Genomic DNA, 23170 nt, shown 5'->3' on the forward strand with positions numbered 1-23170 from the left:
CCCCCCTTCCCCCCCCCCCCCCCAACCGGAATCCCCCCCCCCCTCTACAGGGAGCTCAGGGTTCGTAGCTGTAGCCCATGCCGTACACCGAACGGATCGGCTCGCCTTCCATGCCGGCGTCGGCCAGCTTGCGGCGCAGGTTGCGCACATGGCTGTCGACGGTGCGGTCGACCACCACGCGATGGTCCAGGTACAGCCGGTCGAGCAGTTCATCGCGCGCCCAGATCCGGCCTGGCGTGGCCAGCAGCGTGCGCAGCAGGCGGTATTCCACCGGCGTCAGGTCCAGGCCCTTGCCGTTCCAGGTGGCGCGTGCGGCCGGCTCGTCGATGTGCAGGCCGCCGTTGGCGCGCGCACCGGGGTCTGGGCGGTAGCGGCGCAGCACCGCCATTACCCGAGCGACCACTTCGCGCGGACTGAACGGCTTGCAGATGTAGTCGTCGGCACCGATCTCCAGGCCCAGCAGGCGGTCGATCTCTTCCACCCGTGCGGTGACCATGATGACCGGCACATCGCTGCTGGCGCGCAGTTCGCGGCACAGGTCCACGCCGCCGCGCTGCGGCAGCATCAGGTCCAGCAGCACCAGATCGGGCTGGTAGCGCGCGAACGCGTCGATCACCTGGCCACCGTCGTCCACCCACTCGCTGGCCATGCCGGCAGCGGCCAGGTAGTCGCGCAGTACCGAGGCCAGGCGTGGCTCGTCCTCGACGATCAGGATCTTCGCGGACGTGGCGGGCGGCGTGCTCATGCAGGCTCCGGCAGGGTGATGACCACGCGCAGCCCGCCCAGTGGCGAGGGCTCTGCGTGGATGACGCCGTGGTGGGCGAGGATGATGTTGTGGCTGATGGCCAGGCCCAGCCCGCTGCCACCACTGGCACGATTGCGCGAACTCTCCACGCGGTAGAAGCGTTCGAACAACAGCGCGCACTTGTCGGCCGGCACGCCCGGCGCGGTGTCTTCCACGATCAGCTGCACGCCGGCAGGCACGTGCGCTGCCTGCACGAGTACGCGGCCACCGGCGTGGGTGTAGCGCAGTGCATTCTCCAGCAGGTTGGCCAGCACCTGCTGCAGGCGCCGTTCGTCACCGGACACCTGCAACGGCATGGCGGGCAGATCTTCCTCCAGCGCCAGGCCTGCATTGGCGAAGCGCACGCGCATGCCGTTGAGTTCGCTGCGCAGCAGTGCCGCCAAGTCCAGTGGCGCGAAGCGGTACGCCAGGCCGCCAGACTGGGTCATCGACAAGTCGTGCAGGTCGTCGATCAGCTTGCCCAGCTGGCGGATCTCGCCCTGCAGGCCCACCAGGTTGGCGCGGTCCAGCGGACGGATGCCGTCTTCGATCGCCTCCAGCTCGGCGCGCACCACCGCCAGGGGCGTGCGCAGCTCGTGCGAGATGTCGGCGATGAAGGCGCGGCGGTTGCGCTCGGTATCGTCCAGCGCCTGCGCCATCCGGTTGAAGTCGTTGACCAGTGCGTCCAGCTCATCGTCGCTGGTGCGCTCGATGCGGGTGGCGTAGTCACCGGCCGCCAGCCGGTGCGTGGCCGCGGCCAGCTTGGCCAGGCGCTGGCGCAGCGCCCGCGATACCAGCCAGGCCAGCAGTACCGTCACCAGCAGTAGGGCGATGCCGATCACCCACCAGGCGCGCACCTGGGTGTTGTAGAAATTCAGGTCGTTGGTGGCGATGACGGTCTGGAACGGCACCATGCCCAGCCAACCTACGGTCTGCCCGTCCACCTGCACCGCATGCGGCTCGTCATCGCTGGTGGCGTCGGGGTTGCCGGCCACGAAGTGGTGCTGCGCATCGAACAGGCCCAGACGCGACGGCACGCCGGTCTGGTCGGACAGCGGCGGCACCGGTCCTTCGTGCCCATGGGCCAGATCCGGGCGCAGCAACCGCGCCCAGCGGTCGCCATCACCATGCAGATGTCCCCAGCCACCGTGCTCGCGGTACTCACGCTGCAGGTGGGGCATCAGCCGCTGCATGCGCAGGTCGCCCTGGTCGTTGAGGTAGTCCAGGAATCCGGTCTGGAAGGCCACGCGGCTGGCAATACCGTTCACTGCCAGCACCAGCAGGCAGGCGGTGAAGATCGCGAGGAAGGTCTTCGCGGTCAGGCCGAATTTGAGTCGAATCTTCGCCATCGCGGAGGCCATTAGCGGCGCATGCGGCGCCGAAAGCAAGCGCCAGCTGAGCCGGTCGCACAATCTCCATATTCTCTGCACAGTTCCACGGCAGCGTGCACGGGTCAACGCAAGGCCCCCACGTCCCCCATGTCACTCCTGCGCCCGCTGTCCTGTTCCCCGCGTCCCCTGCTGCTGCCCCTGCTGCTGGCCCTGGCGGCCTGTTCGGCGGGCAGGACTGAAGCACCGGCCATGCCCGAAGTGGGCGTCATCACGGCCAGCGCGCAGCCGCTGGCACTACAGCAGACGCTGCCCGGCCGCGCCGTGCCGTTCGAGATCTCCGAGGTACGGCCGCAGATCGGCGGCCTGATCCGCCAGCGGTTGTTCACCGAAGGCCAGCAGGTCAAGGCGGGGCAGCTGCTGTACCAGGTCGATCCGGCGCCATACCAGGCGGCCTTCGATACCGCCCGCGGGCAGCTGGCGCAGGCCGAGGCCACCGTGTTGTCGGCAAAGCCGAAGGCCGAGCGCACCCGCGCGCTGGTGAGCATGGATGCGGCCAGCAAGCAGGATGCCGACGACGCCACCTCGGCGCTGAAGCAGGCGCAGGCCAACGTGATTGCCGCGCGCGCTGCATTGCAGGCCGCCCGCATCAATCTCGACTACACCCGGGTGACCGCGCCCATCGACGGTCGCATCGGCACCTCCAGCGTGACCGCTGGTGCGCTGGTCGCGGCCGGGCAGGACGCCGCGCTGACCACCATCCAGCGGCTGGACCCGGTGTACCTGGATGTCACCCAGTCCAGCACGCAGATGCTGGCGCTGCGCAAGCAGCTCGATGCCGGCCTGGTGAAGGCCATCGATGGCAAGGCACAGGTGAAGGTGCTGCTGGAGGACGGCAGCACCTATGCGCACGAAGGCACGCTGGAGTTCGTCGGCAGCGCGGTCGATCCGGGTACCGGCAATGTGGTGCTGCGTGCGGTCATCCCGAACCCGGACGGCCTGTTGCTGCCCGGCATGTACCTGAAGGCGGTGCTGCCGATGGCCACCGACGCGCGCGCGCTGCTGGTGCCGCAGAAGGCGGTGACGCGCAACGAACGCGGCGAGCCGCTGCTGCGCCTGCTCGACGCCAAGGATCATGTGGTCGAGCGCCGGGTCAGCACCGGCCAGGTGGTCGGCAACCAGTGGCAGATCACCGATGGTCTCAAGACCGGCGAACGGGTGATCGTCAGCAACGGCAGTGCGGTATCACTGGGCCAGGAGGTCAAGGCGGTGGCGGCCACCACGGCGCAGCTGGCGGCGATGCCGGCGATCGACCCGAACGGCAACACCGACGAAAAGTCGCACTGAGGCCTGCTGCGCATGGTTCGTTTCTTCATCGACCGGCCGATCTTCGCCTGGGTGTTCGCCATTGCGGTCAGCCTGCTCGGCCTACTTGCGATCCTGATCCTGCCGGTGGACCGCTACCCGCAGATCGCCCCGCCCACCATCACCATCCGTGCCACCTACACCGGTGCCTCGTCGCAGACCGTGGAAAATGCGGTCACCCAGGTCATCGAGCAGTCGCAGCAGAGCCTCGATCACCTGATGTACATGACCTCGACCAGTGCCTCCGACGGCTCGGCGCAGGTCAACCTGGTGTTCGCCACCGGCACCAATCCGGACACCGCGCAGGTGCAGGTGCAGAACCAGCTGCAGGCGGCCATGGCCACGCTGCCGCAGGCGGTGCAGCAGAACGGCCTGACCATCACCAAGTCCAGTGGTTCGATCTTCGAGGTGCTGTCGTTCACCAGCGAAGACGGCAGCATGGACAACTTCGATGTCGCCAACTTCATGGAAGCGCGCATCGATGACCAGATCAGCCGCGTCAGCGGTGTCGGCAACATCCAGCCGATCGGCCAGGAGTACGCCATGCGCATCTGGCTGGACCCGGAGAAGATGCGCCAGTACGCGCTGATGCCGTCAGACATCGAGACCGCGCTGCAGGCACAGAACACCGACGTCTCGGCCGGTGAACTCGGCGGCCAGCCGGCGCTGAAGGGCCAGCAGCTCGACGCCACGGTGACCGCGCGCAGCCGCCTGCACACGCCCGAACAGTTCGCGCAGGTGGTGCTGAAGGCCGATGCCAACGGCAGCGTGGTGCATCTGGGTGAGGTGGCGAAGATCGGCCTGGGCCCGGAGAGCTACGACAGCATCAGCACCTTCAACGGCAAGCCGTCTGCATCGCTGGGTATCGAACTCAATGCCGGTGCCAACGCCATCGCCGTGTCCAAGGCCATCGATGCACGGCTTCAGCAGCTGCAGAAGTACTGGCCGCATGGCTACACCGCCCACGTGGCGTTCACCACCACGCCGTTCGTGACCATCTCGCTGAAGGAAGTGGTGATCACCCTGATCGAGGCGATCATCCTGGTGGTGCTGGTGATGTACCTGTTCCTGCAGAACTGGCGCGCCACCCTGATCCCGACCATCGCAGTGCCGGTGGTGCTGCTGGGCACGTTCGGCGTTCTGGCCGCGTTCGGTTATTCGATCAACACGCTGACCATGTTCGCGCTGGTATTGGCCATCGGCCTGCTGGTGGACGATGCCATCGTGGTGGTGGAGAACGTGGAACGGGTGATGACCTTCGAAGGGCTGGCGCCGAAGCCGGCGACGCTGAAGGCGATGGGCCAGATCACCGGCGCGCTGGTCGGTATCGTGCTGGTGCTGACCGCAGTGTTCCTGCCGATGGCGTTCTTCAGCGGTGTCACCGGCGTGATCTACCGCCAGTTCTCGGTGACGATTGCGGCAGCGATGATCCTGTCGGTGCTGGTGGCGATGACCATCACCCCGGCGCTGTGCGGCAGCATCCTGCACCAGATTCCCAAGGGCGGCCATCCGCACGGCGACCACGGCGGCGAACCCAGCCTGCTGGGCAAGTTCTTCATCTGGTTCAACCACCGTTTCGAGCGCACCTCCAACGGCCTGCGTCGTCGGGTGGATGGTTTCCTCGGTCGGCGCACGCTCGGCGTAGTGTTCTACCTGGTGCTGAGCGTGGTCACCGGCCTGCTGCTGTGGCACCTGCCCGGCGCGTTCCTGCCCGACGAGGACCAGGGCATGCTCAACGCGCTGGTGAAGCTGCCGGCCGGCGCCACGCTGGAACAGACCCGTGCTGTGATGGATCGCCTCAGTGCCGCCGCAGTAAAAGACGACAGCGTGCTGTCGATCCAGGCCACCGCCGGCTTCAGCGTGACCGGCAGCGGCCAGAATGTCGGCCAGGCCTTCATCCGCCTGAAGGACTGGGATGACCGCAAGGACGACGCCGATACCATCGCCGCGCGGTTGACCAAGGCCATGGCCAGCGTGCCCGATGCGCAGGTGTTCATCACCTCGCCACCGGCCATCCTCGGTCTCGGCGATGCGGGCGGATTCACCCTGGAACTGCAGGACGAAGGCGGTGCCGGCCATGCCGCCGCCGTGGCTGCACGCAACACATTGCTGAAGGAAGCTGCCAAGGATCCGAAGCTGGTCAACGTGCGCTATGCCAGCCTGGAAGATGCACCGGTGTATGCGGTCAAGGTGGACGACGCCAAGGCGCAGGCGATGGGCGTGAATCCGCAGGACATCAATGACACCTTGAACGCGGCGCTGGGCGGCGACTTCGTCAACAACTTCATCTACAAGGGCCGCATCAAGAAGGTGTTCATCCAAGGCGCTGCCGAAGCACGAATGCAGCCGCAGGACATCGAGCGCTGGAGCGTGCGCAACCAGGCTGGGCAGATGGTGCCGCTGTCATCGCTGGTCAGCGCGCACTGGTCCAGCGCACCGGCCGCGCTGCAGCGCTACAACGGCATCTCGGCGATGGAGATCACCGGCCAGCCGGCGCCGGGCGTCAGCTCCGGCGAGGCGATGGCTGAGATCGCGCGCCTGGCCGATACGCTGCCGGAAGGCTTCAGCCACGCGTGGTCGGACATGGCCTACCAGGAACAGCTGTCGGGCAACCAGGCGCCGATGCTGTACGCCATCTCGCTGCTGTTCGTGTTCCTGTGCCTGGCCGCGCTTTATGAAAGCTGGGCGGTGCCGTTCGCGGTGATGCTGGCGGTGCCGGTAGGCGTGTTCGGTGCGGTGCTGATGATGAACCTGCGCGGCCTCAACAACGACGTGTACTTCCAGGTCGGCCTGTTGACCACGATTGGCCTGGCGGCCAAGAACGGCATCCTGATCGTCGAGTTCGCGCGCATCCTCGAACAGCAGGGCAAGAGCACCCGCGAGGCGATCCTGCAGGCGGTCTACCTGCGGCTGCGGCCGATCGTGATGACCTCGCTGGCCTTCCTGATGGGCGTGCTGCCGCTGGTGTTCGCCACCGGCGCCGGTTCGGCCGCGCGCCGTTCGCTGGGTACCGGCGTGGCCGGCGGCACGGTTGCCTCGATGGTGCTGGGCATGTTCTTCGTGCCGTTGTTCTACCTGCTGGTGCGCCGCCTGTTCCCGGGGCGCGCAGCGACTCACGCCACTGCCCAGGAGGCAAGTCCATGAAGCCGATGCTGCTGCGCGCCCTGGCGGCCGCGACGATGACCACCGTGCTCGGTGGCTGCGTGGGCATGGCGCCGCATTACCAGCGGCCCGGGGCACCGGTGCCGGTGCAGTTCGGCAATGCGGCCACCGGCGAGGCTGATCCTGCGCCGGCGATGCCGGCATGGCGTGAGGTGTTCCTGGAACCACGCCTGCAGCAGGTGATCGCGCTGGCGCTGCAGAACAACCGCGACCTGCGCGTGGCCGTGCTGCAGGTGGAGAAGGAGCGGGCGCAGTACCGCATCCAGCGTGCGGCGCTGCTGCCGTCGGTGGATGCCAGCGGCAGCGTCACCCGTTCGCGGGTCAGTGACGCCAACAGTGAGACCGGGGCCACCCAGGTGACCGAGTCCGACGCGCTGCAGGTCGGCATCAGCAGCTGGGAGCTGGACCTGTTCGGGCGCATCCGCAGCCTGAAGAGCGAAGCCCTGCAGAACTGGCTGGCCAGTGCCGAGAACCAGCGTGCGGCGCGCACCAGTCTGGTCGCCGAAGTGGCGACGGCGTGGCTGGCGCTGGCCGCCGATGGGCAGTCGCTGGCATTCACGCAACAGACCCTGGACAGCCAGCAGCAGACCCTGCAGCGCACCGAGGCCCGCCATGCGCAGGGGCTGGCCTCGGGGCTGGACCTGTCGCAGGTGCAGACCAGCGTGGAAGCCGCGCGCGGCGCGCTGGCCAAGCTGCAGACGCAGCAGGCGCAGGATCGCGATGCATTGCAGCTGTTGGTGGGGGCGCCGCTGGATCCGGCCCTGCTGCCGACCGCGCAGGCGCTGGAGGGCAGCGTGGCACTGGCGCCGTTGCCGGCCGACCTGCCCTCAAGCGTGCTGCTGCAGCGCCCGGACGTGTTGTCCGCCGAACACGCGCTGCAGGCGGCCAATGCCGATATAGGCGCCGCGCGCGCTGCGTTCTTCCCGACGCTGACATTGACTGCCAACTACGGACACAGCTCCACCGCGTTGTCGACGCTGTTCTCGGCTGGTACCCGTGGCTGGTCGTTCGCGCCCAGTATCACCGCTCCGATCTTCCATGCCGGCGCACTGAAGGCGTCGCTGGATGCCTCGAAGATCGGCAAGGACATCGGCGTCGCGCAGTACGAGAAGGCGATCCAGCAGGCTTTCAGCGAAGTTGCCGATGCGCTGGCCACGCGTGATCACCTGACCGCGCAGATGGACGCGCAACGCGCGCTGGTCGCTGCCAGCCAGCGCAGCTACACGCTGGCCGATGCGCGTTACCGCACCGGGCTGGACGGCTACCTGCAGTCGCTGGACGCACAGCGCAACCTGTATGCCGCGCAGCAGGACCTGATCGCGTTGCAGCAGCAGGAGGCGGGCAACCGGGTGACCTTGTTCAAGGTGCTGGGTGGTGGCGCCGACGCGCGGTAACGCGAACTGCTCTGGTAGGTGCCGACCTTGGTCGGCACGGATCATCAGATCGCGACACTCCATGCTTCCGTGCCGACCAAGGTCGGCACCCACCAAGGCAGACTCATGTGCCGACCAAGGTCGGCACCCACCAGAGGCAGGTGCGACCGCTTACGCCACGCGGCCGCGGCGTGCGCGCTCCAGATGCACCAGCAGCAGCGAGATCGCCGCCGGCGTCATGCCGGGAATCCGCTGTGCCTGGCCGATGGTCTGCGGGCGCACCCGCTCCAGTTTCTGCAGTGCTTCGGCCGACAGCCCGCGCACCGTCGCGTAATCGAAGGCTTCAGCGATCGGCGTGGCTTCGTGCCGCTGCTGGCGCTCGATTTCCTCGCGCTGGCGGTCCAGGTAGCCGGCGTACTTCACGCCGATCTCCACCTGCTCGGCCACCTTGGCGTCGGCCACGGCCGGGCCCAGCGACGGCACCTGCATCAGCTGCGCGTAGTCCAGCTCCGGGCGCTTGATCAGGTCCAGCACGTTGGTTTCGCGGCTGACCGCCACGCCCAGCGTGTCCTGCACTTCGCGGCCCAGCGCATTGGCCGGGGTTGCCCACAGTGCACCCAGGCGTGCGCGCTCGGCGGCGACGGCGGCCTGCTTGGTCTCGAACGCGTTCCAGCGGCGGTCATCCACCAGGCCCATTTCGCGGCCGGCCGGGGTCAGGCGCTGGTCGGCATTGTCCTCGCGCAGCTGCAGGCGGTACTCGGCGCGGCTGGTGAACATGCGGTACGGCTCGTTGGTGCCGTGGGTGATCAGGTCATCCACCAGCACGCCCAGGTACGCCTCGTCGCGACGCGGGCACCAACCGTCCAGCCCGCGCACCTGGCGTGCAGCGTTGAGGCCGGCCAGCAGGCCCTGCGCGGCGGCTTCTTCATAGCCGGTGGTGCCGTTGATCTGGCCGGCGAAGAACAGGCCGTTGACCAGCTTGGTTTCCAGCGAGGCCTTCAGCCCGCGCGGATCGAAGAAGTCGTATTCGATGGCATAACCGGGGCGGGTGATGTGCGCGTTGGCGAAACCGCGGATGCTGCGCACCATCTCCAGCTGCACGTCGAACGGCAGCGAGGTGGAAATACCGTTGGGATAGATCTCGACGATGCCCAGGCCTTCCGGCTCGACGAAGATCTGGTGGCTGGCCTTCTCGGCGAAGCGCACCACCTTGTCTTCGATGGACGGGCAGTAGCGCGGGCCGATGCCCTCGATCTGGCCGCTGTACAGCGGCGAGCGGTGCAGCGCGTCGCGGATGATCTGGTGGGTCTGTTCGGTGGTGTGGGTGATCCAGCAGCTGACCTGCTGCGGATGCTCGTCCACCGAGCCGAGGAAGGACATCACCGGGCGCGGCGTGTCGCCCGGCTGCTCGTCCATCACGCTGTAGTCCAGCGAGCGGCCATCGATGCGCGGCGGCGTGCCGGTCTTCAGGCGGTCGACCTGGAACGGGCGCTCGCGCAGGCGCGCGGCCAGCGTGGTGGCCGGCGGGTCGCCCATGCGGCCGGCGGCATACTGGGTCGGGCCGACATGGATCTTGCCGGCCAGGAAGGTGCCGGCGGTCAGCACCACGGCTTCCGCGTCGAAGCGCAGGCCGGTCTGGGTGATGACCCCGCGCACGGCGTCGCCTTCGATGACCAGGTCATCGACGGCGGCCTGGAACACGGTCAGGTTGGCCTGGCCTTCGACGATGGCGCGGATCGCCATGCGGTACAGGTTGCGGTCGGCCTGGCAACGGGTGGCACGCACGGCCGGGCCCTTCGATGCGTTGAGCGTGCGCCACTGGATGCCGGCGCGGTCGGCGGCATGCGCCATCGCACCGCCGAGGGCATCGATTTCCTTGACCAGGTGGCCCTTGCCGATGCCGCCGATGGCCGGGTTGCAGCTCATCGCGCCCACCGTTTCGATGTTGTGGGTCAGCAGCAGGGTGCGCACGCCGGTGCGGGCCGCGGCCAGCGCGGCTTCGGTGCCGGCGTGGCCACCGCCGATGACGATGACGTCGTAACGATGGAAGGACGGGTTCATGGGGGCTGTTCAGCTGGGGGCGGGCGCGGCCGGGGGGCGGCGCCGGGGTGGCGATTTTAGCGCCATTCGGGGCCGGGACGCCGGTGCAGGCCGGTTGGCGGCGAAATCAGCCCTAAAGTTGGCAGGATTTTTGCAGATAACCCAATAGCACCCACCGTGGCTGGCGCCGTAGGCGCCCGTGACCGGAATTGGAACAGGGGCCGGTACAGGCGCACGGTGGGGGAGCAGAGGGCCGGCAGTCGGGGGACTGTCCGGCCCTGTTTTTTGGGCTGTCGGGAAGGCGCCATCCACGCATGGCGTGGATCTACTGAAGCTGGGGCCTTCGCCGGTCGGCGACCCGACAAAACAGACGGCCCCGCATTGCGGGGCCGTCTGCCTTCAGAGGTGCCGACATCCGACAGGGCCGGAACAGGGGGGATCCAGATGTTCCTGTCGGATATCGACGTAGAGCTTTTTTGCGGCGGCCCGTGTCGTTTTTGTCACTTTGTGACGCGGGCCGTCACTGTTCGCGTAGATTGCGGCTTAGACCGTGTGAAATGCAAGACGGTTCAGCGCTCAACTGTGCGCTGCGTCGCACGATCCATGTTGCGCCAGGGGGAACCGTTCATCCTCGGCGCACTCGGTGCCGGTGCCGGACGGGCCTGCGGCGGGGGCGCCGACGGCTGCGCGTTCGACTGCGGCGGGCGGCGCATCGAGTCCATGTTCCGCCACGGCGAACCACCGTTGTACGACGGTCGCGACGGCGGCGGACGGTGCTCGCCACCATTGCCCGGGCGCGGCGGCGGGCGATGGTTGTGCGGCGGGCGGTAGATCGGGCGCGAGTAATACGGATTGCCGTAGCCGCCGTAGTAGCCGCCATAGCCACCGTAGTAGGGGCCGTAGTTGTAGGGATAGCCGGCTGGGTAGCGGTACTCCACCGACGGCGCACCGTGGTAGTAGCTGCCGCTGCGGCCGCCGCCGACATAGTCGTAGGTGGTGCAGCCGGTCAGGGCCAGCAACAGGCCACCGGCAAGCATCAGGCGCGTTTTCATGGTGGGTCCCCCCAGAGGACGGGTGTGCAGTCAGCTTCGGGCGCCAGCGTTGAATCGGCCCTTAATTCCGCCGGCCAGGATGAATGGAGGCGTAGGGCTGCATGCTGGCATGACCTGTGTCCCGGTCGCCAGCGCGAAGCCATACGTTAATCTTGCGTCATGAGCGATTCACTGTTGCCCCGCGCCGATGACGTCCTGCTTGCTGCGGCGAGGATCGCCCCGCACGCCAGCGTGACGCCGGTGCTGCGCTCGCGCACGCTCGATGCGCTGGCCGGCGCGCAGCTGGCGTTCAAGGCCGAGCACCTGCAGCGCGGTGGCGCATTCAAGTTCCGTGGTGCCTGCAATGCGGTGTGGTCGCTCGATGCCGATCGCGCCAGTGCCGGTGTGGTGACCCATTCCTCCGGCAACCACGGTGCCGCGCTGGCCCTGGCCGCGCGCACGCGTGGCATTCCCTGCCATGTGGTGGTGCCGGAAGGGGCGGTGGCGGCCAAGCTGGCGAACATCGCCCGCCACGGCGCCACGCTCTGGCGCTGCCCGCCGACCATTGCCGACCGTGAGGCCACCTGTGCCAGGGTGCAGGCCGATACCGGCGCGACCCTGGTGCATCCCTATACGGACCCGGCGGTGATGGCCGGGCAGGGCACTGCTGCCCTGGAACTGCTGCACAGCGACGGCCCGTTCGATGTGCTGGTAGTGCCGATGGGTGGTGGTGGCCTGGCCAGCGGTACTGCGCTGGCGCTGCAGCACGCCAGCCCGCAGACCCGCCTGGTGCTGGCCGAGCCAGCCGGAGCCGACGATACCGCGCGCTCGCTGGCCGCTGGCGAGCGGCAGGGCGCGTTCACCCCGGACACGATCTGCGATGGACTGCGTACCCTGATCGGCGCGCCCAATTTCGAACTGCTGCGCGCGGCCGGTGCCGAGGTGATCGTGGTAGATGACACTGCGACCATGGCCGCAATGCGCCTGCTGTGGGAGGTGCTCAAGCAGGTGGTCGAGCCATCCTCGGCCACCGTACTGGCCGCGGTGCTGGCACAGCCGCAACGTTTTGCCGGCCTGCGCGTGGGCCTGGTGCTGTCCGGCGGCAACGTCGACCTGCCCGCGTTGCGCTGGGGGGCGCCATGAGCCGCGACCGGCATCGGCCTCGCACCGGCCTGCTGGGCTGGCTGTGGCGGCTGTTTGTCCTGCTGGTGATCTGGCTGCTGGGTGTGACTGCCTGGATCGTCTGGGTCGGCGAGCGCGACCAGGCCGCCAAGGCCGATGCCATCATCGTGCTGGGTGCGGCCGCCTATGACGCCAAGCCATCGCCGGTGTTCGAAGAACGTATCCGGCATGGACTGGACCTGTACGAGGCCCGGTACGCGCCGCTGCTGATCTTTACCGGCGGCTATGGCGGCACCGGTGCGCGCTTCTCCGAATCGCAGGTGGCGCGCCGCTACGCGCTCAAGCATGGCGTGCCGGACGATGCGATCCTGATCGAGACCGCTTCGCGCAACACCGTGCAGAACCTGGTCGAAGCCAAGCGACTGATGGACCAGCGCGACCTGCACCGGGTGATCATCGTCAGCGACCCGCTGCACATGGCGCGCGCGCTGCGACTGAGCAAGGCACTGGGCATCGATGCGCTGGCCTCGTCCACGCCCAGCACGCGCTTCCGCAGCTTCCACACCAGCTGGCGTTTCCTGGTGCAGGAGATCTACTTCTTCCACCGCGACCTGGTGCGCCCGCCGCTGAGTTCGCCGGCCAATACCTGAGCGGCTGCCGCGCCGCTGCGCTCGCCGGGCATGGCCCGGCGTTACCATTGGTGCACCCGGCGCGGCCCCTATCGCGCGCCCGGTAGCGCCGGGCCATGCCCGGCGGCTTTCGATCAGGTCTGCTTGCGCCGGATCGGAATCGCCGACACCGGCACCGAGGCCACGTCATGCCCGCCTTCGCGGATTGGTGCGCCGGGGTCCGGTGCCCAGGCATGGGCATAGATCACTTCCCAGCTGCTGGGCAGCTTGCCGTCGGCGCGCCGCATCGGTTCATACGCCGCTGCCGCCGCCGCGAAACGGCTACGCCCGGTCAGTGTGTGGCGGCGGTCCACCCGCGCGTTGGTCGCGCCCATCGCGCGCAGTTCGCGCATCAACGAGGGCAGGTCGTCGTAGGTCAGGGTGAACAGATCGCGATCCAGCACCGGGTCGCGGAAGCCCGCCATCATCAACGCATCGCCGAACTGGGCGATCTGCGCGAAGCGGCTCACGTGCGGGCGGTCATCGGCGGCCGCGAAGGCTTCGTTGAGTTCGATCAGGGTTTCCGGGCCGAAGGTGGAACACAGCAGCAGGCCACCGGGCTTGAGCACGCGACGGAAGCCTGCGAACACCGCCGGCAGGTCGTCCACCCACTGCAGGCACAGGTTGCTGAAGATCACATCCACGCTGTTGTCCGCCAACGGCAATGCGGCGGCGTCGCCGCACAGGCGCTGGAACGGCTTCCACCAGCCGGCCTGGCGCTTGGCCTGGTCCAGCATCGGCAGCGCCACGTCCAGCGCGATCACCTGCGCCTTCGGCCAGCGCTTCTTCATCAACGCGCTGGCGTGGCCGGTGCCGGCACCGATGTCCAGCACCACCTCGGGCTTGCGTGCCTCCAGGTAGTCCAGCGATTCGATCAGCCGCGACTGCACCTCGCGCTGCAGGGCGGCAGCGGCGTCATAGCTGCTGGCGGCACGCGCGAACGCGCGACGGACATGGCGGGCATCGAAGTGGGACGGCATTGCGAAAGTCTCTTAGAACGTACCGGGGTAGGCGCCGCCGTCGATCAGCAGGTTCTGCCCGGTGAGGTAACCGGCCTGTGCACTGCACAGGAAGGCGCAGGCGGCACCGAATTCGTCCGGCGTGCCGAAGCGGCCGGCGGGAATCTGCTGGCGGCGGCGTTCAGCGACTTCGCCGGCATCGCCGTCCTTGCCCGCGCTGTGGGCGAAGTTGGCGCGCAGGCGGTCGGTATCGAACTGGCCGGGCAGCAGGTTGTTGATGGTGACGTTGTGGGCCACCGTGCGGCGCGAGAGGCCAGCGACGAAGCCGGTCAGGCCGCTGCGCGCGCCGTTGGACAGCGCCAGGATGTCGATCGGGGCTTTCACCGCCGACGAGGTGATGTTGACGATGCGGCCGAAGCCGCGCTCGATCATCGCGTCGACGGTGGCGCGGATCAGCGCGATTGGCGCCAGCATGTTGGCGTCCAGCGCGGCAATCCAGTCGTCGCGTTCGAAATTGCGGAAATCACCGGGCGGCGGACCACCGGCATTGTTGACCAGGATGTCCACCTGCGGGCAGGCGGCCAGCGCCGCAGTGCGGCCGGCCTCGGTGGTGACGTCGGCGGCGACGGCGCGCACCTCACCGGCACCGGGCAGTGCACGCAGTTCGTCGGCGGCGACCTTCAGTGCAGCCTCGCCACGCGCCACGATCACCACGTTCACGCCCTCGCGTATGAGCGCACGCGCGCAGCCCAGGCCCAGCCCCTTGCTTGCGCCGCAGACCAGTGCCCAGCGGCCGTTGATACCCAGATCCATGCGTCAATCCTGCGGAATTCGGAGGGGGCTCATTGTCCGCCATCGGCCGGTGACAGGCCGGCAACGAAGTGTTGCAGGGCGGCGGCCACCTCATCGGCATGGCCGAGGAAAGGCGCATGTCCACCGTGGGCGATGGTCAGCGCCTGCGCACCCGGGGCCAGCGCCGCAGCGGCCTGAATGGCGACCGGTGACACCAGGCGGTCGCGCTGGCCGGCGATCCACAGGCTGGGCTTGCCCAGCGTCGGCAGTGCCCCGCGCAGGTCGGTGCTCTCCAGCAGGCGCAGGCCTTCCAGCAGGGCGCGTTCGGTGGGCGCACCGCGCTCGACCAGGCGCTGGCGCAGGGTGCGCAGTTCCTCGCGGGCATGCGCCGAGCCCATCACGTCCAGCGCGAGGAAGCGTTCCAGCGTGCCGCCGAAGTCGGTGGCCAGCTCACGCCCGAACTGCTCGAATACTGCCGGTTCGACCGCGTGCGGCCAGTCCTCGCCACGCACGAAGCGCGGCGTGGCGGCGATCATCGCGAGGCCGCGGACCTTCGGCAGCGTGGCCGCCGCATGCAGTGCGAACAGGCCACCCAGCGACCAGCCGCACCACACCGCCGGGGGTGTGGCCGCGGCAATGGCACTGACCACGAACGGCAGGCGCAGCGGCGTGGTGTCGTCGCGGCTGTGGCCATGGCCGGGCAGGTCGACCAGGTGCAGGGTGAACTGGTCTGCCAGGCGCTGCACCAGCGGCGCGAATACACCGCCCTGCAGGGCCCAGCCGTGGATCAGTACCAGGTCCGGCCCACGGCCGGTGACGTCAATATGCATGGGCAACGACACGGAACTCAGGCAAAAGCGGGCAGCGGCGGTGGCGCGGCTTCACGCACGGCCAGGGTCACGCGATCGCGCGCGCTGGCGATGGCCTCCACCAGGCCACGCACCTGTTCCGGCGTATGCAGCGCGGACAGTGTCACGCGCAGGCGTGCCTTGCCTTCCGGCACCGTCGGCGGGCGGATTGCACCGACCAGCCAGCCGGCCTGTTCCAGCGCCGTGGACATCGCCACGGCGGTGCGGTCATCGCCGAACAGCAGCGGCTGGATCGGTGTTTCCGAAGCCATCAGGTCCAGGCCATGGCGACGCGCTTCAGTGCGGAACAGCGCGATCAGGTCGGTCAGCTTTGTGCGACGCCAGTGGTCGCGGCGCGCCAGGCGCACTGCTTCAAGCGCAGCAGCGGCCATCGCCGGTGGCACGGCGGTGGTGTAGATGTACGGGCGCGCGGTTTCGGCCAGATGCTCGATCAGGTCGTCGCGGCCCAGCACCAGCGCACCGGAACCGCCCAGTGCCTTGCCCAGTGTGACCAGCTGCAGCGGTACGTCGTCCACGCCCAGCCCGGCGGCGGCCACGGCACCACGGCCATCACCGACCACGCCGACACCGTGCGCATCATCCACATAGAACAGCGCCTGCTGCAGGCGTGCCACAAGCGACAATGCACGCAGCGGTGCGATGTCGCCATCCATGCTGAAGACACCATCGGTGGCCAGCATGGCCGCGCCATCGGGCGCGTGCTTGAGCTGACGCATTGCGCCTTCCGGATCCAGGTGCGGATAGCGGCGCAGACGTGCACCGGCCAACCGGGTCGCATCGAGCAGGCTGGCGTGGTTGAGCTTGTCCTGCACGCACACGTCGTTCTCTTCGCTCAGCAGTGCCTGCTGCACCGCCAGATTGGCGGCGAAGCCACTGCCGAACAGCAGCGCACGTGGATAGCCAAGCCACTCGGCCACCTCGCGTTCCAGCGCCTCATGCAAGGCATGATGGCCGCAGACCAGGTGCGAGGCACCGGCGCCAGCGCCTTCGCGTGCGGCGGCGTCCTGCAGCGCGTTGACCACGCTGAACTGCTGGGCCAGGCCCAGGTAGTCGTTGCTGCAGAAGCCGGTCAGCCACTGGCCGTCCACTTCCAGGCGCACGCCATCACGACGGGTGACCGTGCGTCGCGGGCGGCGACGGCCTTGGGCATCGCGCAGAGCGCGCTGGGCGTGGAGGCGGGCGGTCAGGTCGGGGCGGGCCATGGTGGCTGAATGCGTCGACGGGGCGGCTAGGGTAGCGCGTTGCCGCGGCGCCTGCTTGCGGCCCGTCTCAGGCCGCGTGAGCGCAGCCACAGCCGGGCGTATCGGCACTGATATCGGAGTGCACGGTACCGCCGTGGTCGTGGCCTTCGGCATCCACCTGCACCGCCATCGGCTGCAACCCCAGCCGAGCGAACAGGGCCAGGTCGCGCTCGCTTTCCGGGTTGCCGGTGGTCAGCAGCTTGTCGCCGTAGAAGATGGAGTTGGCGCCGGCCAGGAAACACAGCGCCTGCAGTTCGTCACTCATCGCCTCGCGCCCGGCCGACAGCCGCACCATCGAGCGCGGCATGGCGATGCGGGCCACCGCGATCATGCGCACGAACTCGAATGGGTCCAGTTCGGCGCTGCCATGCAGCGGCGTACCCGCCACCTGCACCAGCTTGTTGATCGGCACCGAATCCGGATGCGCCGGCAGCGTGGCCAGCGCCAGCAGCAGGCCGACGCGCTGCGCGCGCGTCTCGCCCATGCCGACGATGCCGCCGCAGCAGGTCTTCAGGCCGGCATCGCGCACGTGTTCCAGCGTATCCAGGCGGTCCTGGTACTGGCGCGTGTGGATGATCGAATCGTAGTAGTCCGGCGCGGTGTCGAGGTTGTGGTTGTAGTAGTCCAGGCCGGCGTCCTTCAGCGCACGCGCCTGCTCGCCGCTGAGCATGCCCAGCGTGGCGCAGGTCTCCAGACCCAGTGCCTTCACCCCGGCGATCATCGCCGCGACCTTCGGAATGTCTCGATCCTTCGGCGAACGCCATGCGGCACCCATGCAGAAGCGCGATGCACCGGCGGCCTTGGCCTGGCGTGCCTTGGCCAGCACCGCGTCGGTCTCCATCAGCTTCTGCGCGTTCACCCCGGTGCTGTAGCGCTGCGCCTGCGGGCAGTACGCGCAGTCTTCCGGGCAGCCGCCGGTCTTCACCGACAGCAGCGTGGACACCTGCACCTGCGACGGGTCGAAGTGCTCGCGATGGACCGCTGCGGCGCGAAACAGCAGCTCGGGGAACGGCAGATCGAACAGCGCCTGCAGTTCGTCGTGTTGCCAGTCGTAGCGGATGGCAGCAGCCATGGCGGGACCTTGGGTACGAGTGGAGCGAGGGCGGCAGTGTGGTTGGGTGTGGCAGTACTGTCAACCATTCTAATTTCGAAATGGTTTACAGATCCTTCGTGACTCAAGCACCGACCCATGCACTGCATTTCACCGCATGCCGCAAGGCATCCAGCCACAGTGCCTGCTGCCCAATGCAATCGCTGTCACGCAGACTCGTTCCCATGATCGATCTCCATCGCCTCCGCGGCCGCGTCAGCGCGCTGGTCCTCAGTGAAGCCTGGCGCCGCCGCGCCGCGCTCTGGGGCGGCGCCGTGGCCGTGGCGCTGGTGGCGATCCTGTTCGCCAAGGCCAGCGACGCGGCGTTCCATCTGTTCCAGCGCATCACGTCGCACTCGCCGTGGTGGGCCCTGCTGCTCACGCCGGGCATCTTCGCGCTGCTGGCCTGGTTGACCGCCGGTGTGCTGAAGCCCACGCGCGGCAGCGGCATTCCGCAGGTCATCGCCGCGTTGGACAAGGCCGATGAGCCGTTCCGGAAGACCAACCTTTCACCCGCGGTTTCGGCCGGCAAGCTGCTGCTGACCTCGCTGTCACTGCTGGGTGGCGCCTCGGTGGGCCGCGAGGGCCCGACTGTGCACGTAGGCGCCAGCTTGATGTACCTGTTCGGCCGCTGGTTCGGCTTCAAGGATCCCCGCGAGCTCTCGCACTTCCTGCTGGCCGGTGGTGCGGCGGGTATCGCGGCGGCGTTCAACACGCCGCTGGCCGGCATCGTCTTCGCCATCGAGGAGCTCAGCGGTCGTTTCGAGCATCGCTTCTCAGGCACCCTGCTGACCGCGGTGATCGTCGGTGGCGTGGTGTCGCTGGGCCTGTTGGGCAACTACACCTACTTCGGCCATGTGAGCGCACGCCTGCCGCTCGGCCAGGGCTGGCTGGCAATCCTGCTGTGCGGCGTGGTGGCGGGCCTGCTGGGTGGCCTGTTCGCGCGTGCGGTGCTGGCCAGTGCGGCGGGCCGCCCGCGCTGGCTCGGGCAACTGCGGCAGCGGCATCCGGTTCTGTTGGCCGCAGGCTGCGGCCTGGTGGTGGTACTGCTCGCCCTGGTCTTCGGTGAAGGCGCGTTCGGCACCGGCTATGAGCAGGCGCGCAGCCTGGTGCAGGGGCAGGCGGTGGTCGGTCACGAGTTCGGGTTGATGAAGCTGCTGGCCAACCTCGCATCGTACGTGGCCGGTATTCCCGGAGGCTTGTTCTCGCCCGCGCTGGCGGTCGGTGCGGGACTGGGCCACAACCTGGCGGTGCTGATGCCCGGCGTGGACCCGCGCGCGTTCGTGCTGCTGGGCATGTGTGCGTACCTCACCGGCGTCACTCAGGCGCCACTGACTTCGGCGGTGATCTCGCTGGAGCTGACCGACAGTGGCGACCTGCTGCTGCCGATACTGGCCACGGTGCTGATCGCGCGTGGCGTGTCCGGGCTGGTGTGCAGGGTGCCGATCTATCGCGGGCTGGCGGAGTTGTTGATCGGGCCCGCCGCTACGCCACCGGCGACCGGACAGGGCGAACGCCTTTCCTGACGGGCGGCGGCCCCCGTCGCAGTTGAGGGCAGTTCCGACACTGCAATCGGTGCTTCGCCGATGGCCGCACGCGGCGTGCGCCATCAAGTATTGGGTGATGCGTACTTATCTCCTGCGTTCGGCAACCCGTGTCTCGCGCGCACTGCTTGGTGTGCTGCTACCGCTCCGCTGCCTGGTCTGCGGCGACCCGGGCCACGATGATCTTGATCTGTGCTGGGCTTGCTTGGCCGATCTGCCCTGGGCAGGCCGTGCCTGCCTGCGCTGCGCGCTGCCGTTGCCGGACACAGCGTTGATCGTCTGCGGCACCTGCCGCGAAGAGGTGCCGCCACAGGCCGCCACGCATGCCAGCCTGCTGTACCTGCCGCCGGTTGACCAGTTGCTGGTCCGCTACAAGTTCCATCAGGATCTCGCCGCTGGACGCCTGCTCGCGCAGCTGATGCAGCGCGCACCGCCGCCGTGGTCGTGCACGCCGCTGGTGCCGGTGCCTCTGCACAGGCGACGCTTGCGCCAGCGCGGCTACAACCAGGCCGGCGAGCTGTGCCGGTTGCTGCCGATGCCGGTCTGGCAGGGGGTGTACCGGCAGCGGCATACCGCACCGCAGTCTGAACGCACGGCCGAACAGCGCAGGGAAAACCTGTTCGATGCGTTCGACGTGCGTGGTTCCGTGCCCTCGCGGCTGACCGTGGTCGATGACGTGATGACGACTGGCAGCACGGTGATGGAGGTCGCCGAGACGCTGCGCCTGGCCGGCGCAGCGGAGGTGCGCGTGTGGGTCTGCGCGCGGGCGCCGTGATCGCCCTCTTCATCCACAGGGGCTAGGATGAGGCCGGTTCCGGATCGGAGGAGTGGCCATGAATTCCCCCTTGTCTCCCTTGTTGTCGGCGGTTGGGCGCAGCTGGTGGATCCTGCTGCTGTACGGGCTCGTCGCACTGGGTTTCGGCATCGTTGCCATTGGCTGGCCGCTGTCCGCAGCGATGGCACTGGCCTGGACACTGGGCGTGATGGCCATCGTTGAAGGCGTCATCAGCCTGTTCGCACTGATCAGCGGCGGCAGTGGTGCCTCGCGTGGCTGGTTGGCGCTGTATGCCATCGCCTCGCTGGGCTTCGGCATCCTGGCGGTGATCAATCCGCTGGCCACCGCCAGCGTGCTGGTGCTGTTCCTGGCGGCGTGGCTGCTGGTAGCCGGCATCTATCGCATCGTGTTCGCGATCCGCGTGCGCAAGCAGATCCAGGGCGAGTGGCTGCTGATCCTCAGTGGCGTGCTGGCGGTGGTGCTGGGGCTGCTGTTCGCGGCCAATCCGTATGCAGGCGTGGCGGTGACCACGCTGTGGATCGGCATTGGCAGCCTGCTGTACGGGCTGCTGCAGGTGCTGGTGGCGTTCAAGCTGCGGAAGCTGAAGTGAGGGGCGCGTTTCCGTTCCTGCTGGGCGCAGCGCTGGTGCTGGCCGGATGCATGCCGGGTGCCACGCCCGGTGCGCTGGCAGGCAAGGATCATGCGCCGCGCGCGGGTGTGGATGTACGCCTGAGCGCTGTCGATGCGGACGGCAAGGGCAGGCAGGCGCAGTGGCAGGGCGAAACGCTCGCCCTGCGCGAGCCGCCGATCGCTGGCAGCGCCGACATCGCCGATGTGCGCTACGTGCTGGACGAGGCCAAGCAGCCGGGCCTGCAGATCCGGTTTCGACACGAAGCGCACCAGCGCATCCACGATGGCACGGCAGCACTGGTCGGTCAGCGAGCGGCGATCAGCGTGGATGGCCGCGTGCTGATGGTGGCGACGGTGCAGGGACCGTTCGGCGAATCGATGATGCTGAGCGGGTTGCCCAGCGTTGCCGAGGCGCAGGCGCTGGCCAAGCACATCACGGGCGACTGACGGACGTGCCAACACCCCCACGCTGCGCATGGAGGTCGACCAAGGTCGACCGCTACCGGGCGAACCGCGCTTCGATCTCTTCCAGTGACTTGCCCTTGGTCTCCGGCAGCCAGAACGCGGCCACCAGGAAGAACACGAAAGTGCACGCCGCCCAGAACACGAACATGCTGGCGTAGCCGTAGTGGCCCACCGTGGGCAGGAAGATGGCGGCGATGGTGGTGGACACGAACTGGTTGATCAGCAGCGCGATGCTCATGCCATTGGAACGGATGCGGTTCGGCATCAGCTCCGACAGTGCCAGCCACACGCACACGCCGGGGCCGACGGCGAAGAACGCGACGAACACCAGGATGCAGGTGGCCACGGCCCAGCCGTGTGCCGGTGGCGGCACCGGGCCAATGCGGGCCTGCTCGATGCGCAATGGCGCCTGGCTGGCGCTGGCCGGGTCGGCAAATGGATTCAGGTGGAGTTTGCGGAAGAACGCACCGATCACGCTGTCCGGCTGCACGGTGCCGGTGCGCTCGATGCGCAGTTCGCGATCAATCAGGTTGTCGCTGCGCAGGGCGCGCACATTGGTGAAATCACCATAGGCGTACGACACGGTCAGCTGCATCGGTCGGCCCTGGCTGTCGATGCCATTGCTCAGGCGTTGCCACTGCGCGTCATCCAGCACCAGCTGCAGGCCTTCGCCGCTGACCGCCGCCTGCAGCTGAGGCTGCACATCGGCGCGTCCGCGCTCGGCCTGGAAGAACAGCGTGGCCGCCGCCAGCAGGGCCACGCAGATGCCACCGCTGCCCAGCATCAGCAGGAACTTGCGGCCCTTGCGGTCGACCAGCAGCAGCGCGACCACTGTCATCACCGCGTTGAGCAGCTTGATCGCCACGTCGGCACCGTTGGCCACCGAACCGGACAGGCCGGCCTGGTTGAGGATGTTGACCGCGTAGGCCAGCACCGAGTTGATGCCGGTGGCCTGGGTGCAGGCCAGCACCACGCACGCGAGCACGAACGGCACCACGTAGCGGCGGCTGAGCAGCGGGTCGCGCTTGCCGTCGCTGCTGCTCGATTCCGGCGCCTGGATCTGGGCCAGCGTGGGCTCGACGTCTGCGGCGGGGAGGACGCGCTGAAGGCTGCGGCGGGCTTCATCGATGCGGCCGCGGCGCACCAGCCAGCGTGGTGATTCGGACAGCCAGAAGATACCGGCGCAGAACAGCAGGCCGGGCGCCAGGCAGGTCCAGAAGATGGTGCGCCAGGCGTGGTCCTTCACCGTGAACAGTTCCTGCGCCTGCTGCGCGACCGGCAGCGAGCGCACGGCCTCGGCGGCGGCATCCACGGCATGGGCGTGGTACAGGCCGATCAGGGCTGCCAGCACCAGGCCAACGGTCAGCAGCAGCTGGAACATGGCCGCGCCGCGCCCGCGCCGTTCGGGGCTGAGCACTTCGGCCAGGTACAACGGAATCACGACGCCGATCAAACCGCCACTGATGCCCTGCAGCAGGCGTCCCAGCAGCAGCGGCGTGTAGCCGGAGGCCAGTGCCATGATCGGAATCGAGGCGGTGAACAGCAGGCCGGCCAGCAGCATCGCGCCGCGGCGGCCAATCAGGTCGGCGATCATGCCGGCGAACAGCGAGGACAGCACGCTGCCCAGCAGTACGGCCGCCACCACGAAGCCGAGCTGCTGGCTGCTGAGCTGCCAGGCGTGACTGGCGGTCGCTTCAAGATAGGGCAGGGCACCGGCGATGATGCCGATGTCGATGCCGTACAGCAGGCCCCCCAGGCCGCCGATGAAGAGCAGGTAGCGTACGGGCCAGCGCGGAGCGGTGCTTGCAGTCATCGGCAGTTCCTGTGGTAGCGCCGGGCCAGGCCCGGCGGCGGTTCGTCGCAGAGTGCATTCTGTAGAGCCGAGCCATGCTCGGCTGCTTTCCGTTCCGATATCGAGGTTCCCCATGCCGC

At 68.3% G+C, this 23170-nt stretch carries 19 protein-coding genes; 9 read left to right on the plus strand and 10 right to left on the minus strand.

What is annotated here, in order from left to right; translation table 11 throughout:
• Nucleotides 1-55 precede the first annotated feature (55 nt).
• Nucleotides 56-745, minus strand: coding sequence for a response regulator (locus ACTJJM_RS07040; RefSeq protein ID WP_010482190.1), 690 nt, complete (start codon nucleotides 743-745; stop codon nucleotides 56-58).
• A complete protein-coding gene (baeS, locus tag ACTJJM_RS07045; RefSeq protein ID WP_019337018.1) occupies nucleotides 742-2145 on the minus strand; it encodes a sensor histidine kinase efflux regulator BaeS in 1404 nt (467 codons plus the stop codon). The genes ACTJJM_RS07040 and baeS overlap by 4 nt, the downstream gene beginning before the upstream one ends.
• 117 nt (nucleotides 2146-2262) lie before the next feature.
• Here baeS and smeA point away from each other — a divergent pair, with 117 nt between their 5' ends.
• From smeA to smeC, 3 genes are read left to right on the plus strand one after another with little or no spacing between them, the layout of a single operon-like run.
• Nucleotides 2263-3459 carry a multidrug efflux RND transporter periplasmic adaptor subunit SmeA gene (gene smeA, locus ACTJJM_RS07050; protein WP_049480076.1) on the plus strand — a complete coding sequence of 399 codons (1197 nt, stop codon included), beginning with the start codon at nucleotides 2263-2265 and terminating at the stop codon, nucleotides 3457-3459.
• A 12-nt stretch (nucleotides 3460-3471) separates the two neighbouring features.
• Nucleotides 3472-6621 (plus strand): multidrug efflux RND transporter permease subunit SmeB, encoded by a 3150-nt coding sequence (smeB, locus tag ACTJJM_RS07055; protein ID WP_312385820.1) that lies wholly within the window; start codon nucleotides 3472-3474, stop codon nucleotides 6619-6621.
• A complete protein-coding gene (gene smeC, locus ACTJJM_RS07060; protein ID WP_305730591.1) occupies nucleotides 6618-8033 on the plus strand; it encodes a multidrug efflux transporter outer membrane subunit SmeC in 1416 nt (471 codons plus the stop codon). The genes smeB and smeC overlap by 4 nt, the downstream gene beginning before the upstream one ends.
• Before the next feature lie 150 nt (nucleotides 8034-8183).
• Here the strand turns inward: smeC and mnmG are convergent, their stop codons facing one another.
• Nucleotides 8184-10073, minus strand: coding sequence for a tRNA uridine-5-carboxymethylaminomethyl(34) synthesis enzyme MnmG (mnmG, locus tag ACTJJM_RS07065; RefSeq protein ID WP_049454080.1), 1890 nt, complete (start codon nucleotides 10071-10073; stop codon nucleotides 8184-8186).
• A gap of 548 nt (nucleotides 10074-10621) precedes the next feature.
• Entirely contained in the window at nucleotides 10622-11104 is a 483-nt protein-coding gene (locus ACTJJM_RS07070) for a hypothetical protein (protein WP_197578184.1), read from the minus strand.
• Between the two features lie 159 nt (nucleotides 11105-11263).
• Between ACTJJM_RS07070 and ACTJJM_RS07075 the strand changes: the two genes are divergently transcribed.
• Both ACTJJM_RS07075 and ACTJJM_RS07080 read left to right on the plus strand, forming a co-directional pair.
• Nucleotides 11264-12226 carry a pyridoxal-phosphate dependent enzyme gene (locus ACTJJM_RS07075; protein ID WP_224328762.1) on the plus strand — a complete coding sequence of 321 codons (963 nt, stop codon included), beginning with the start codon at nucleotides 11264-11266 and terminating at the stop codon, nucleotides 12224-12226.
• Nucleotides 12211-12855 (plus strand): YdcF family protein, encoded by a 645-nt coding sequence (locus tag ACTJJM_RS07080; protein WP_029379804.1) that lies wholly within the window; start codon nucleotides 12211-12213, stop codon nucleotides 12853-12855. Before ACTJJM_RS07075 ends, ACTJJM_RS07080 begins: the two co-directional genes overlap by 16 nt.
• Before the next feature lie 113 nt (nucleotides 12856-12968).
• Here ACTJJM_RS07080 and bioC read toward each other — a convergent pair whose 3' ends face one another.
• From bioC to bioB, 5 genes are all read right to left on the minus strand, one after another.
• Nucleotides 12969-13853, minus strand: coding sequence for a malonyl-ACP O-methyltransferase BioC (bioC, locus tag ACTJJM_RS07085; RefSeq protein WP_010482174.1), 885 nt, complete (start codon nucleotides 13851-13853; stop codon nucleotides 12969-12971).
• A 12-nt stretch (nucleotides 13854-13865) separates the two neighbouring features.
• Entirely contained in the window at nucleotides 13866-14645 is a 780-nt protein-coding gene (locus ACTJJM_RS07090) for an SDR family oxidoreductase (protein WP_100447001.1), read from the minus strand.
• 29 nt (nucleotides 14646-14674) lie between these two features.
• Nucleotides 14675-15454 (minus strand): pimeloyl-ACP methyl ester esterase BioH, encoded by a 780-nt coding sequence (bioH, locus tag ACTJJM_RS07095; protein ID WP_049454077.1) that lies wholly within the window; start codon nucleotides 15452-15454, stop codon nucleotides 14675-14677.
• Nucleotides 15455-15471: 17 nt separating this feature from the next.
• On the minus strand, nucleotides 15472-16695 hold the full coding sequence (bioF, locus tag ACTJJM_RS07100) for an 8-amino-7-oxononanoate synthase (RefSeq protein ID WP_049454073.1): 1224 nt from the start codon (nucleotides 16693-16695) through the stop codon (nucleotides 15472-15474).
• Nucleotides 16696-16762: 67 nt separating this feature from the next.
• Entirely contained in the window at nucleotides 16763-17806 is a 1044-nt protein-coding gene (gene bioB, locus ACTJJM_RS07105; RefSeq protein ID WP_126560475.1) for a biotin synthase BioB, read from the minus strand.
• Nucleotides 17807-18009: 203 nt separating this feature from the next.
• Here bioB and ACTJJM_RS07110 point away from each other — a divergent pair, with 203 nt between their 5' ends.
• From ACTJJM_RS07110 to ACTJJM_RS07125, 4 genes are all read left to right on the plus strand, one after another.
• Nucleotides 18010-19350 (plus strand): chloride channel protein, encoded by a 1341-nt coding sequence (locus ACTJJM_RS07110; RefSeq protein ID WP_440865339.1) that lies wholly within the window; start codon nucleotides 18010-18012, stop codon nucleotides 19348-19350.
• A 97-nt stretch (nucleotides 19351-19447) separates the two neighbouring features.
• On the plus strand, nucleotides 19448-20143 hold the full coding sequence (locus ACTJJM_RS07115) for a ComF family protein (RefSeq protein ID WP_019661633.1): 696 nt from the start codon (nucleotides 19448-19450) through the stop codon (nucleotides 20141-20143).
• 58 nt (nucleotides 20144-20201) lie between these two features.
• Nucleotides 20202-20753, plus strand: a complete 552-nt coding sequence (locus ACTJJM_RS07120; RefSeq protein WP_021203354.1) for an HdeD family acid-resistance protein — start codon at nucleotides 20202-20204, stop codon at nucleotides 20751-20753.
• Entirely contained in the window at nucleotides 20750-21220 is a 471-nt protein-coding gene (locus ACTJJM_RS07125) for a SecDF P1 head subdomain-containing protein (protein WP_010482157.1), read from the plus strand. The genes ACTJJM_RS07120 and ACTJJM_RS07125 overlap by 4 nt, the downstream gene beginning before the upstream one ends.
• A 52-nt stretch (nucleotides 21221-21272) precedes the next feature.
• Here the strand turns inward: ACTJJM_RS07125 and ACTJJM_RS07130 are convergent, their stop codons facing one another.
• Nucleotides 21273-23051, minus strand: coding sequence for an MFS transporter (locus ACTJJM_RS07130; protein WP_010482155.1), 1779 nt, complete (start codon nucleotides 23049-23051; stop codon nucleotides 21273-21275).
• Nucleotides 23052-23170 lie beyond the last annotated feature (119 nt).

Origin of the sequence: Stenotrophomonas sp. 22692, assembly GCF_052045015.1 — a bacterium.
Lineage (GTDB): Bacteria > Pseudomonadota > Gammaproteobacteria > Xanthomonadales > Xanthomonadaceae > Stenotrophomonas > Stenotrophomonas geniculata.